This is a genomic window from Herbaspirillum sp. UBA812 (assembly GCF_002296545.1).
Taxonomy (GTDB): domain Bacteria; phylum Pseudomonadota; class Gammaproteobacteria; order Burkholderiales; family Burkholderiaceae_D; genus Herbaspirillum; species Herbaspirillum huttiense.
On sequence record NZ_DBIC01000019.1, the window covers coordinates 1 to 12987 of the forward strand.

Sequence of the window (12987 nt, forward strand, 5' to 3'; positions counted from 1 at the left end):
CGAGATTTCGGAGGCGCGGTTTTCAGAAGAGCTGCCACCGTTGCCCGACATCAGCTGCAGGTAGTCGATGATGATCAGGCCCAGCTTGCCGCATTGGCGCGCCAGGCGGCGCGAACGGGCGCGCAATTCGATGGGCGATAGCGCCGGCGTTTCGTCGATGTAGAACTGCGCATCGTTCATCTTCTGGATGGCGTGCGTCAGGCGCGGCCAGTCTTCGTCCAGCAGGCGGCCGGTACGCAGGCGGTGCTGGTCCAGGCGTCCGACCGAACCCAACATACGCATGGCCAGCTGCGCGCCACCCATTTCCATGGAGAACACGGCTACCGGCAGGCCCGACTCGATGGCGACATGTTCGCCGATGTTGATCGAGAAAGCGGTTTTACCCATGGAAGGACGGCCGGCGACGATGATCAGGTCGCCCGGCTGCAGGCCGGAGGTCATCTTGTCCAGGTCCATGAACCCGGTCGGAACGCCGGTGATGTCGCTGGTATTGTCGCGATTGTAGAGTTCGTCGATGCGCTCGACCACCTGGGTCAGCAGCGGCTGGATCTCCATGAAGCCCTGAGAGCCGCGCGACCCTTCTTCGGCGATGGCGAAGATCTTGGATTCGGCCTCGTCCAGCATGGACTTCACATCCTTGCCCTGCGGATTGAAGGCATTGCCGGAAATCTCGTCGGCCACGGTGATGAGCTTGCGCAGAATGCCGCGATCACGGACGATCTCGGCATAGCGGCGGATGTTGGCCGCAGAAGGCGTGTTTTGCGCCAGTGCATTCAGATAAACCAGCCCGCCCACTTCTTCAGCCTTGCCACTGGTGGACATGGCTTCATAGACGGTAATGACGTCGGCCGGCTTGGTGCTGTTGATGAGCTTGACGATGTGCTCGAAGATGATGCGGTGATCGTAGCGATAGAAATCTTCAGCGCTAACGAAGTCGGCGATACGGTCCCAGGCTGCGTTGTCCAGCAGCAGGCCGCCCAGCACCGATTGCTCGGCCTCGATGGAGTGGGGCGGCACACGGAGCGCATCGAGCTGGGGGTCCGATGACTCTCTCTGGCCACGGAAAAATTCTGGATTGCCGCGGGACGATTCTTTCATGGCGCGCATTATAACCTGCTGATGTGAAGCCGTAGGTCCGGCCGAACGTTTTTGCACGACCAGATGCTTCATGCGAACGAATGCAATATGAAGCCATTGACAAGCCGCGCCATGACGATGGCCAGTGGCGGCGTGTCTTGGTACAACTGACAATAAAAAAGCCAGGCGAACCCGGCTTTTCTATTGCAAAACGAATTGCAGCAAACAGGCGTATTACGCTTGCTCGCCCTTGACTGCGATGGTGACATCGACCACCACGTCGGTGTGCAGAGCCACCGACACGGGGTGTTCGCCAACGGTCTTCAGCGGGCCGTTGGGCAGGCGCACTTGCGACTTCTCGACAGCAAAACCCTTCTTGCCCAGGGCTTCAGCGATGTCGAAGTTGGTCACGGAACCGAACAGACGGCCGTCAACGCCGGCCTTCTGCGACACTTCCACGGTGGCGCCGGTCAGCTTTTCGCCTTGGGCTTGCGCAGCGGCCAGCTTCTCGGCAGCAGCCTTCTCCAGATCGGCGCGCTTGGCTTCGAATTCAGCGATGGCTGCATCGGTAGCGCGGCGGGCCTTGCGTTGGGGGATCAGGAAGTTGCGTGCGAAACCGTCCTTGACGCGCACGACATCACCCAGACCGCCGAGATTCACGATTTTTTCCAACAGAATGACTTGCATGTTTTTCTCCTATTTCTCGACGCTGATTAGGCGTTGTGCAGATCGGTGTACGGCAGCAGGGCCAGGTAACGCGCGCGCTTGATGGCGGTGTCAACTTGACGCTGGTAGTGGGCCTTGGTACCGGTCAGGCGTGCCGGCATGATCTTGCCGTTTTCCTGGACGAAGTCCTTCAGGGTGTCCACGTCCTTGTAATCGACCTGTTCAACGCCAGCGGCGGTGAAACGGCAGAATTTCTTGCGCTTGAACAGCGGGTTTTGCTGTTGGCGCTTGTTTTTCAGCTTGCTTTTATCGAACTTTTTACCGAATGCCATGGTTGGCTCCTGTATCTAAAAATTGGGTAAGGTCTGTTTGGCTACCTTGCGCCGCTCAATCCGGCGCGACCGGGCCAAAATCAACGATATGAAACACGACGCTCTTGCTGTTGCGATTCCTGCGGGCCAAAAAGCCGGTGAACCGGAAGACTTCACCCAGTGCCGCCCTGTTGAGCGCACCGGAGATTTCCCCCGCTGCCAGCGCCGCGATCTCGAATTCGACCTGACGCTTCATGCCAGCTTCCACCTGTTCCGACTGATGCTGCAACCTGGCAGTGACAATCGGGATACCGGCCGGCGTATAACGCAATACATCACGTTCGGCCAGGCTGGCGATGACTTGAAGCTGGTTCACTCTCCGCTATGGTGTCGCAGCGCTTAAGCTGCCGGAGCTTCGGTACGGCTCTTGGCCGCGTCTTCCTTTTGCACTGCCTTCAGGATGGGGGAAGGACCGGTTTCGGCCTTCTTCATCTTGACGGTCAGGTGGCGCAGGACGGCGTCGTTGAACTTGAAGCCAGTTTCGATTTCAGCCAGCGTTTCGCTGTCGACTTCGATGTTCAGGCAGACGTAGTGAGCCTTGGCCAGCTTCTGGATCTGGTAAGCCAGTTGGCGACGACCCCAATCTTCGACACGGTGGACCTTGCCGCCGCGGGTGGTGACGATGCCCTTGTAACGCTCGATCATCGCCGGCACTTGCTCGCTTTGGTCCGGGTGGACGATAAATACGATTTCATAATGACGCATGTAGACTCCTTATGGACTTATTGAAGACGCCCACCCCGGCGTCAAGACGGGTGTGGGAAGAGGAAAACCCGAGATCATACTAGGTTTCCCGCCTGACAGCAATGCCAGCGTCACGCCAGTGCGGCCGCGGAACCACAACGCGGGCCCTGCGCATCGCCGCTGGCGGGTCAGCACCAAGTCCTTCAGTTGCAACGCGCTCTATATAAACAAGAAAGCTTGCCTTTTCCGCCCCGGAATATGCATGTTGCCGTTGACACAAAGATTGCACCTGTATAAAAATACAGACTGTTCATCCAAACAGCCTTCCCTCCGAGAAAGGCCACCCTCATGCTCAAACTGACTGCGCGCCAGGAACAGATCCTGAACCTGATCAAGAACGCCATCGAGAACACCGGCTTCCCTCCCACGCGCGCAGAGATCGCCGCCGAGCTGGGCTTCCGTTCCGCCAACGCCGCCGAAGAGCATCTGCAGGCCCTGGCCCGCAAGGGCGCCATCGAGATTTCCCCCGGCACCTCGCGCGGCATCCGCCTGCGCGAATCTGGCACCACAGGCATCAGCACTGCACGCCAGATGGCCCTGCCCCATCCCGCCCTGATGCAGCTGAGCCTGCCGCTGATCGGGCGCGTGGCGGCGGGTTCGCCCATCCTGGCCCAGGAACACGTGGAAAAGACCTATCAGGTCGACCCGGCCATGTTCCCGGCCAAGCCCGACTACCTGCTCAAGGTGCGCGGCATGTCCATGCGCGACGCCGGCATCCTCGACGGCGACCTGCTGGCCGTAAGGCGCGCCGACCAGGCGCGCAATGGCCAGATCGTGGTGGCCCGCCTGGCTGACGAGGTCACGGTCAAGCGCTACCAGAAGAGCGGCAGCGTCATCACCCTGTTCCCCGAGAACCCGGAATTCGAGCCCATCATCGTCAAGCCGGAAGACGACCAGTTTGCACTCGAAGGACTGGCCGTGGGATTGCTGCGCAGCTGGAACTGAATTCTCGGCGGCGCGCAGGCCCGACCGCCGGAAAGACGCTGCCAGCGGCGACTGATCGCTTGTTTATGCATGAACCTCCGCTTAAAACGGAGGTTTTTTGCTTTCTATTTAGCTCTTCACCTGTGACCGGTTACGCATATCATCCTTGCTGGATAGCTATGCCCGGCGCAATGGATGCGCCCAACCAAGAGGACCCTTTTCGATGTCGACGCGCAAGAGCAGCAACAAGCACGGCAAACACATTCCGGCCCCGGCGGCCGCCAAGTCCAACCTGCAGGATCTGCTGGACGTTCGCAAATGTCTGGACCTGCTCGACAACCGCAAAACCGAGGAAGCCAAGACGATCTGTACAGCCGTACTGGCCCGCGCCCCCAATCTGGTGTTTGCCAACCACGCACGCGGACTGATCGCCATGCAGGAAGGCCAGTTCGCGCAAGCCGAGCAATATCTGCGCAAGGCCATCGAAGCCGACCCGAACAACGCCGAATACCTCAGCAACCTAGCCGGCACGGTGCTGAGCCAGGATCGCATCGACGAGTCCATCGCCATCTACGAGCGCGCCATCGCCATCGACAAGGAGAACCGGGCGGCACGCATCGGCCTGGCCAACGCCCTACACGAAAAGAATGATCCGGAAGCCTCGATCAAATATTTCGAGGATGCTGCCCGACGCGAACCGAATGCGCCGGGCCCGCTGTCGCACCTGGGCCGCGCCCTGATCGACGCACGGCGCTTTGACGAGGCGGTCGCCACGATTCTGAAGTCGCTCGAATACCAGATCAATTTCGCCCCCTCCCACACCGCCCTGGGCGAAGCCTTTCACGCCATGGAGATGTACAAGGAGGCCGTGGAGTCCCACAAGACCGCCATCCTGCTCGATCCCCAGGACACCTACGCCCACAACAAGATCGCCGATAGTTATCTGAAAATCAACAAAATCGAAGAAGCCCACGAGCACCTGCTGCGCGTCATCGAGATCGCGCCGAAGGATCCGAATGGCTACGTCAAGCTCGGCTCAAGCTACTTCAACACGGGCGACCGCTTCGACGATGCCATGCGCATGTTCAAGCAGGCCCTGGCGCTGGACCCCAAGCACGCCCTCACCTACAACAACATCGGCGCGATCCAGCACGATCATGGCGATTATGACGATGCGCTTGGCAATTTCCGGACGGCCTTGGCGCTGCGGCCAAATTATCCGACCGCCAAGCACAACCTGGCACTGACCCTGTTGCTGCGCGGACAGTTCGAAGAAGGCTGGGAGTGCCACGAGAGCCGTCTCACCACCAAGGAACGCGCCCACGTTTACCGCCTCATCCACAAGCTGTTCGAGGTCATTCCGAAATGGGATGGGAAGTCCTCGCTGGCGGGCAAGCGCATCCTGCTGATGCACGAGCAAGGCTTTGGCGACAGCATCCAGTTCCTGCGCTATGCCCGCCTGCTCATGGAGCAAGGTGCCAGCGTGGCGCTGCATGTGAAGAATCCTCTGTACCGCCTGTTCCAATCCTTCACACCGGCAGTGACACTGGTGCGCGAAAGCGACCCCCTGCCGCCCTGCGACTGCGCCTATGTGCTCATGAGCCTGCCCTATGCCATGCGCACGCACAGCGTCGAAGATATCCCGCGCTATGCGGAGGGCTATCTGTCTGCCGATGCGTCACTGGCGGCGCACTGGAAGCAGAAGATTTCCACCTTGACACGATCGGCAGACAATCTGCGCGTCGGCATCGTCTGGGGCGGCAATCCGGAGCATGGCAATGACCGCCATCGCTCGATTCCACTGGAGAAAGTCAAGCAGTTGTTTGAAATTCCCAGGATGGAGTTTTATTCATTGCAAAAAGGCAAGCCGGCAGACGGCCTGAAGGAATTGCCGACCGATTGGCCCGTCTTTGACCTGGGCAATGAGTGCCAGGACTTCGCCGATACCGCTGCCGCCATCAGCAATCTTGACCTGGTCATCTGCGTGGATACCTCGGTGGCCCACCTGGCCGGAGCACTTGGCCATCCCACCTGGGTGCTGTTGCCACATGTCCCCGACTGGCGCTGGCTCAACGACCGCGACGATTCCCCGTGGTATCCCGGCATGCGCCTGTTCCGCCAGCCGGCAGTCAGCGATTGGGACTCGGTCCTGAAAAAGGTTGGCGAAGAATTAACACTGCTGCAACAGAAGAAAGCCCAAGGCTGAGCTGGCAAGGAGCGCCCAGCCATGGCAGGAAACCGCCCTTCCCGGGCGGTTTTTGCTTTTCGGAACATTTTTCTTGGCCGCAACAGCAATTTTCCTAAAGTTTTTGGAATTGCCGTCGAAAAAGGATTTGCTTGGAGTTTCAAAGCACGCAGTTTTAGTTCGGAAAGCCTTGAAAAAGATTTTTTGCAAAAGCCCTAAACTTTTTCCAAGACTGCCCGATAAAGCAATCAACAGAGGTTGAAACGCCTGGGGCTCATGGGTAGAAGACCAACGTTAGGCACTGAAACTCGGATCATCGGTCTCAAATCTTAGGAGAATTAACATGGCAGCAGTCATTAATACCAACATTCCGTCGCTCAATACGCAGCGGAACCTGAATGCGTCGCAGTCGTCGCTGAACACCTCGATCCAACGTCTGTCGTCCGGCCTGCGCGTCAACAGCGCCAAGGACGACGCCGCCGGTCTGGCCATCGCCGACCGCATGAACTCCCAGATCAAGGGTCTGGCAGTTGCACAACGTAACGCCAACGACGGCATCTCGATGGCGCAAACCGCTGAAGGCGCTCTGTCGACCGTCGGCGACAACCTGCAGCGTATGCGTGAACTGGCTGTGCAAGCAGCCAACGGCACCAACAGCGCACAAGACCGCAAGACCCTGAACGACGAATACACCCAGCTGTCGCAGGAAGTGTTCCGTGTTCTGAACGGCACCAGCTTCAACGGCCAGAACCTGTTCACCGGTGTTGGTCAAGGCGCTTCGGCCGGTACCGGCTCCAACGCCACCAACGTGTCGGCTTCCCTGACCCTGTCGTTCCAGGTCGGCGCCAACGTGCAGGACAACAAGCTGAACGACCAGATCACCATCACCCTGGATGACCTGTCGAACAACTCCACCATCGCTACCGTCATCGGCACCAGCGCCAAGGGCCTGATCGGTCTGGGCGACACCTCCGGCGTGAGCACCGCGCAAGCGACCTACACCTCGGCCAAGGCTGCCCTGGACAACCTGTTCGCTACCGGTTCGTCCCTGTCCTCCTCGGCTCTGGCTTCGTCGGCTGTGACCCTGCAAGCTGCCGTTGACAGCGCCAAGCTGTCGCTGGATCAGGCAGTCGCCGCTCCGTCGGCACAGAGCGATGCTCAGAAGGCCATCCAGAACCTGGACAAGGCCATCAGCCTGGTTTCCTCCAAGCGTGCAGAGTTCGGTGCAGTGCAGAACCGCTTCAGCGCGGTCATCAGCAACCTGCAAGTGTCGAGCGAGAACATCACCGCGTCGCGCAGCCGTATCATGGATACCGACTACGCGCAGGAAACCGCGAACCTGACCCGTGCGCAGATCTTGCAACAGGCTGGTACCGCGATGCTGTCGCAGGCCAACTCGGCACCGCAGCAGGTTCTCTCGCTGTTGAAATAAGCCAGATAGCTAGGTAGGATGACGTGCGGGGGATAGACCTTATTCTCCGCACGTTCCTTTAAGGAAGGGAGTAGTACCATGTCGATTGCCCCACTTAATATCACTGCTGCTGGTGACTCCGGTACTGCCTATGCAGCACCGAAGACCGCCGAGAAGCCCGATCCCGTGGTATCGACGGTCGCACCGGCGGCCACCCCGGAAGCACGCCGCGCAACCGAAAGTGAAGTCAACGATGCCGTCGGCAAGTTGAACGACTTTGCAGCCGCCAATGCTGCCGCACTGAATTTCTCGAAAGACCAGGACACTGGCAAGACCATCATCAAGGTTGTCGACACGGCTACTGACACCGTGATTCGCCAGATTCCCAGCGAAGAAGCGATTGCCATCGCCAAATCGATCGACAAGATGCAAGGCTTGCTGATCAAGGAAAAGGCTTGAGTATCCCCTCGAGTCTGGTACGAACTGCAGTGGCTGAACAACCGCATGCGTCAATGCCTGTCCATTGCGCATGACGGAATCGGCTACCCCAGTTCATAACGGATTCAGATAGTTATTCCGCACAGCGTCCCTCTCTGCCCTACCCGACGCCGTACTTGAGAGCCCATCTCCTCTTGACCGCGCTGGACAACCGCACAGCGCTGTGCCTCACGCAAAGTTTCAGGAGTTGAACCGTGGCGACTTCCACCGGCACCATTTCCACATCGGCAGGCCCGCTCGATGTTTCCACACTGGTCAGTCAACTGATCTCGGCCGAAAGCCAGACGCAGCTGACGCCGCTGACCACCCAGGCGAGCAGCTACAACACCCTCATTTCCGCCTATGGCAGCCTCAAGAGCGCATTGTCGAGCTATCAGTCGGCCATCAAGTCACTGACCTCGGCCAGCTTCAGCTCGCAGAAGAGTTCGGTAAGCAACGCCGGCACCGGCACCACGCTGACCACCGACCCGTTCACCGCCGATGTCAACAGCGACGATTCGACCAAGATCCTGGCGCAGAAACTGCAGTCGGCCGGCGTAAGCAGCGGCACGACCTACAACGCCGGCGATTCGATCGCCATCAAGATCGGCACCAATTCGCCCACCTTCATCACCCTGCAAGCCAACTCGACCCTGGCTGGCGTACGTGATGCGATCAATGCCTCCAAGGCAGGCGTCACCGCCTCCATCACCACCGATGCCAGTGGCGACCACCTGGTCCTGGAATCGGCCACCGGCGGCACCGCCAACACCATCAAGGTCACGGCCAACAACAGCCTGTCCGCATTTGCCTATGATCCGTCGAGCTCGACCCCGAGCACCATGACGCAGATCCAGGCCCCGCGCGATGCCACCAAAGCCGCTTCCGGCACCTACTCGGTGGCCGTGTCGCAACTGGCGCAAACGGCCAAATTGAGCTCGGCCAGCATCACGCCGGGCACGACCTTTGACAACGGCATTCTGGCCATCAAGACCGGCACCGGGTCCACCGCGATCATCCAGCCTGCCACCAACACCCTGGCCGGCGTGCGCGATGCCATCAACAGCAGCGATGCCGGTGTGAACGCCACCATCGTCAGCGACGGCACCAACGACCACCTGGTGATTACTGCCAAGGACAGCGGCGCGGCCAATACCATCAAGATCACCGGCACCGGCAATTATTCCGTCTTCAGTGCCGACCCCAGCGGAACCGTGATCTCGCCCAACGTCAGCACCAGCCAGACTTACAGTTCCGGCACGCTGAGCCTGAAGGTAGGCGACACCACGGTGGCCATCAACCCGACCGCCAATGGCAGCGGCAACATTGACCTGAACCAGGTCATGAGCGCCATCAACAGCGCCAGCGCAGGCGTGACCGCCTCCATCAGCAACGACGGCACCAACAACCACCTGGTACTGACTCCGACCGGCAGCAGTGCGACGGCGGCAGTCTCGCTGACCGGCAGCGGCGATTATTCGGGACTGACCATGAGCGGCATGGGCCAGTTGCTCAAGGCGCAGGACGCCAAGCTGTCCATCGACGGCGTGGCGGTGACCAGCACCAGCAACAAGGTCGAGAACGCGATCTCCGGCGTGACGCTCAATCTGGCCAAGGTCACCACCTCTTCCGACAACTTCACCCTGAACATCAGCAACGACACCTCCGGCATCACCACCGCCGCCAACAGCTTCGTGACGGCCTACAACACCTTGGCCAAGGCAGTGGCCGGGATGACTGCGCAGACGCCCTCCACCACCCTGGGCCAGGCCAACAACTCGGCTCCGCTGGCCAGCGAGTCGTCGGTGCAGACCATCATGAACCAGCTGCGCAATACCCTGTTCGCCACAGTGGACGGCGGCAACGGAATCAGCAGCCTGTCCGACATCGGCATCAGCTTCCAGAAGGATGGCACCCTGGCGCTGGACTCCACCAAGCTGGCCACGGCGGCTACCAACAATTTCGCCGGCATTGCCAATCTCTTCACTGGCACCGATCCGGATACGACCAACACTACGTCGTCCAAAAATGGTATCGTCACCAAGTTGCAGACCTTGATGACCAGTCTGTTGAGTGACAGCGGCATCATCGCCTCCAAGACGAATGGCCTGCAGGCCAGCCTGAAGATCAATCAGGATCGCCAGACCACGGTGCAGACCCGCCTGTCGAATCTGAAGGATGACTACACCAATCAGTTCAACCGCCTCAACGTCACGCTGGCCAGCATGCAGTCCACGCAAAGCTACCTGACCCAGCAATTGGCCAGCCTGGCCAAGAGCAGTTGAAGCGACACCGCGAACATAGGAGAACGTCATGTTCGGAAGCATGAAGCGCGGGGCCAATGCCTACGCCAACATCGGGGTGGAAACCGGCGTGATCGCCGCCAGCCCGCACAAGCTGATCACCATGCTCTTCGACGGTGCACTGGTGGCCATCGCCCTGGGCAAGAAGTCCATGGGCGAAGGCAATATCAAGGACAAGGGCGAATCCATCACCAAGGCCATCCTGATCATCGACAATGGCCTGCGCGCCAGCCTGAACAAGGAAGTTGGCGGTGAATTGGCGCTGAACCTGGATTCGCTGTATGAATACATGAGCCGCCGCCTGTTCGAGGCCAATGCCACGAACAATCCGGCCATCCTCGACGAAATCCACGGTTTGCTCGACGACATCCGCTCCGCCTGGGAACAGATCGGACCGAATGCAGTGCAGTCTGCTGCCCCGCCGATGGCCATGACCCAGGATGTTTCTCTTTCCAGCTTTGCAAAGGCATGACTGACATGAACGGTGACGACGTCATCGCCCTCTATGAGTCGATCTCGCAATTGACCAACGAGATGCTGTCGGCCGCCCGTGCCGGCGACTGGGATCTGCTGGCAGCATTGGAAGCCCAGTGCGGCAAGCACATCGCCAGCCTGCGCGACAGCGAGGAAAACATCGCCCTGCCTGAGCCGCTGCGCCATCGCAAGGTCGACATCATCAAGAAAATCCTGGAAGACGACCGCGACATCCGCAATCTCACCGAACCGGGACTGCGCAAGCTGTCGGCGCTGATCCAGAGCAACCAGACCGAACAGAAGCTCCTCAATACCTACGGCATGGGTAGTTGACCATGTTGCCGCGGGCCGATATCGCCAGCGCCGTCCAGCCCGTCAATCCTGTCGAAGCGGCCACGGCCGTCGTTTCGGTTGCTGATGCCCGGCAGGAAGCCTTCAGCCGGCTGGCCCAGATTGCGATCGGCCAGCAGATGTCGGGCCGCATCCTCTCCAACTTCAACGACGGTACCTTCCTGGTGCGCATCGCCAATACGGCGGCGCGCATGGTGCTGCCCAACAGCGCCCAGGTCGGCGACACCCTGACCCTGACGCTGGTCTCCAAGGATCCGCGCCCGACCTTCTCGGTCAATGAAGGCAGCATCCGTCCCGACGAGGAAAGTGCATCGGTCGCCTTGAGCACCGCTGGCCGCGCGATGCAGAAGGACCTCAAGTCGCTGCAGTTCGTCACCCGTGACGAAAGCGGTGCCGGACAGATCGCCCAGCACGAGGACATTGCCGATGCCCAGGCCAAGGGTGCGCGCCAGGGGCAGTCCGGCCCGCCCGCCAGCAGCACTACCACCCTCAGCAACGCCGGCCGTCTCATCGACACGCTGCTGCACGCGTCGCAACAAGGCGACGTCACCGATCACATCAATGCGGCCACACCCTTGCTGCCCAAGGCCGGCGCCCCTGCCGACCAGATGGCCTCGGCCCTGAAGGATGCCATTGCCCACAGCGGAGTCTTCTATGAATCGCACGTCGCTGCCTGGGCCGCCGGCCAGCGCCCGGCCGACGAACTGATGAAGGAACCGCAAGCCCAGGTCGCGGCGCGCCAGGGCGGCAACATCAACCTGCTCAGCGACAGCGATCCCGCCCAGAACCAGTTGGGGCAGATCATCAATCTCCAGCTCAATGCGCTGGAACAGCAGCGTGTGGTCTGGCATGGCGAAGTCTGGCCGGGCCAGAAGATGGAATGGGAAATCAACCAGGAACATGGCCAGGACTCCCCGAAACAGGGTGCCACCGACGACGAAAACGCACCCACCTGGCACAGCGTGGTGCGCTTCAACTTCGCCCACCTGGGCAGCGTCTCGGCTTCGATCCGCCTGATCGGCCAGCAGATCCACGTGCAGGTCAAGGCGGACAATGACGCTGCCACCGCAGCCCTGCGCGGCAACACTGGCCTGTTTGCCAATGCCATGGCGGCGGCCGGCACCTCTCTCGACTCCCTGATCGTCAAGCAAGCCGATGGAGAAACCTAATATTCCGCTGCAAAATGCCGTGGCCCTGGCCTACAACGCCAGCCAGGCAGCCCCCCAGGTAGTGGCCAAGGGCCGCGGCCTGGTGGCCGAAGCCATCATCGCGCGGGCGCGCGATGCCGGCGTCTACGTTCATGAATCGAAGGAACTGGTCTCGCTGCTGATGCAGGTCGAACTGGACCAGCAAATCCCCCCCGCCCTGTACCGCACTGTCGCCGAATTGCTGGCCTGGCTATATCGTATTGAAAATATGCAATTAAGCGGGTCAGTGATGTATGATACAGGGTCAAACTATTCCAATAATTCCTCTGGGGAAAGCGATCCTACTCGCTGAATTCCGACGTACACGACGCACAGATGGCTAACAACGACGAGATCGACGACGACAGCCCATACCGGGTTCATTCACGGCGGGAGATCATTGCCCTGCTGACCAGCATGATGGAGAAAAACCAGCTCCTGAGCCTGCTGATCAAGGGCGGATCCGAGTCCGTGATCACTTCCATTCTGGAAGTCGATGCCGATGACGACTCGCTCATCATCGACGCGGCTCCCAGCGCCATGCTCAACGAGAGCATCGTGGCCAGCAAGCGCATCGGCTTCGAAGCCTTGTACAACAGCATCCGCATCACCTTCAACGTGGACGGCGCACGGCAGGTGGAGTATCAGAACCGTCCGGCGCTGAAGGTAGGCATTCCGGAAAGCCTGGTGCGCCTGCAGCGCCGTGAGTATTTCCGCATCCCGACCCCGATCGCCAAGCCCCTGCGCTGCACCTTCCGCATCACGCAAGCAGACGGCTCCTTCGTCACGGTGGTCACGCTGCTCAACAACATCAGCG

Annotated in this window: 16 protein-coding genes; 11 read left to right on the forward strand and 5 right to left on the reverse strand. The window is 60.1% G+C overall.

Translation table 11 applies throughout. The features are described 5' to 3' along the window. The 5 genes from B3873_RS00965 to rpsF all read right to left on the reverse strand — a co-directional run. Nucleotides 1-1107, reverse strand: a 1107-nt coding sequence (locus B3873_RS00965; protein WP_414651515.1) for a DnaB-like helicase C-terminal domain-containing protein, incomplete at its 3' end; no start/stop codon positions are given. A gap of 204 nt (nucleotides 1108-1311) precedes the next feature. Further along, a complete protein-coding gene (gene rplI, locus B3873_RS00970; protein ID WP_039788422.1) occupies nucleotides 1312-1764 on the reverse strand; it encodes a 50S ribosomal protein L9 in 453 nt (150 codons plus the stop codon). Nucleotides 1765-1790: 26 nt separating this feature from the next. Continuing rightward, the gene (rpsR, locus tag B3873_RS00975; protein ID WP_006462643.1) at nucleotides 1791-2075 is read right to left on the reverse strand and encodes a 30S ribosomal protein S18; all 285 of its coding nucleotides are present in this window, start codon (nucleotides 2073-2075) and stop codon (nucleotides 1791-1793) included. A gap of 55 nt (nucleotides 2076-2130) precedes the next feature. After that, nucleotides 2131-2430, reverse strand: a complete 300-nt coding sequence (gene priB / locus B3873_RS00980; protein ID WP_039788425.1) for a primosomal replication protein N — start codon at nucleotides 2428-2430, stop codon at nucleotides 2131-2133. 23 nt (nucleotides 2431-2453) lie between these two features. After that, nucleotides 2454-2819 carry a 30S ribosomal protein S6 gene (gene rpsF, locus B3873_RS00985; RefSeq protein ID WP_006462645.1) on the reverse strand — a complete coding sequence of 122 codons (366 nt, stop codon included), beginning with the start codon at nucleotides 2817-2819 and terminating at the stop codon, nucleotides 2454-2456. A 327-nt stretch (nucleotides 2820-3146) separates the two neighbouring features. Between rpsF and lexA the strand changes: the two genes are divergently transcribed. The 11 genes from lexA to B3873_RS01040 form a co-directional block, all read left to right on the forward strand. Beyond that, a complete protein-coding gene (lexA, locus tag B3873_RS00990; protein ID WP_034332791.1) occupies nucleotides 3147-3803 on the forward strand; it encodes a transcriptional repressor LexA in 657 nt (218 codons plus the stop codon). A gap of 202 nt (nucleotides 3804-4005) precedes the next feature. Next, nucleotides 4006-5988, forward strand: coding sequence for a tetratricopeptide repeat protein (locus B3873_RS00995; RefSeq protein ID WP_209533033.1), 1983 nt, complete (start codon nucleotides 4006-4008; stop codon nucleotides 5986-5988). 21 nt (nucleotides 5989-6009) lie between these two features. Next, on the forward strand, nucleotides 6010-6186 hold the full coding sequence (locus B3873_RS01000; protein ID WP_209533035.1) for a hypothetical protein: 177 nt from the start codon (nucleotides 6010-6012) through the stop codon (nucleotides 6184-6186). Nucleotides 6187-6310: 124 nt separating this feature from the next. Then, complete coding sequence (locus tag B3873_RS01005; RefSeq protein WP_039788428.1) at nucleotides 6311-7399, forward strand: flagellin; 1089 nt, start codon at nucleotides 6311-6313, stop codon at nucleotides 7397-7399. 78 nt (nucleotides 7400-7477) lie between these two features. Beyond that, entirely contained in the window at nucleotides 7478-7837 is a 360-nt protein-coding gene (locus B3873_RS01010) for a flagellar protein FlaG (protein ID WP_034332788.1), read from the forward strand. 233 nt (nucleotides 7838-8070) lie between these two features. Next, the gene (gene fliD / locus B3873_RS01015) at nucleotides 8071-10140 is read left to right on the forward strand and encodes a flagellar filament capping protein FliD (protein WP_039788431.1); all 2070 of its coding nucleotides are present in this window, start codon (nucleotides 8071-8073) and stop codon (nucleotides 10138-10140) included. A 28-nt stretch (nucleotides 10141-10168) separates the two neighbouring features. Then, the gene (gene fliS / locus B3873_RS01020) at nucleotides 10169-10630 is read left to right on the forward strand and encodes a flagellar export chaperone FliS (RefSeq protein ID WP_039788432.1); all 462 of its coding nucleotides are present in this window, start codon (nucleotides 10169-10171) and stop codon (nucleotides 10628-10630) included. A gap of 5 nt (nucleotides 10631-10635) precedes the next feature. After that, nucleotides 10636-10965, forward strand: a complete 330-nt coding sequence (locus B3873_RS01025) for a flagellar protein FliT (RefSeq protein WP_039789685.1) — start codon at nucleotides 10636-10638, stop codon at nucleotides 10963-10965. Between the two features lie 2 nt (nucleotides 10966-10967). Then, nucleotides 10968-12152, forward strand: coding sequence for a flagellar hook-length control protein FliK (locus B3873_RS01030; RefSeq protein ID WP_209533039.1), 1185 nt, complete (start codon nucleotides 10968-10970; stop codon nucleotides 12150-12152). Then, nucleotides 12139-12483 (forward strand): EscU/YscU/HrcU family type III secretion system export apparatus switch protein, encoded by a 345-nt coding sequence (locus B3873_RS01035; protein WP_034332781.1) that lies wholly within the window; start codon nucleotides 12139-12141, stop codon nucleotides 12481-12483. The genes B3873_RS01030 and B3873_RS01035 overlap by 14 nt, the downstream gene beginning before the upstream one ends. Nucleotides 12484-12506: 23 nt before the next feature. Continuing rightward, nucleotides 12507-12987 (forward strand): flagellar brake protein (locus tag B3873_RS01040; RefSeq protein WP_286863619.1); only part of this gene is annotated, 481 nt, incomplete at its 3' end.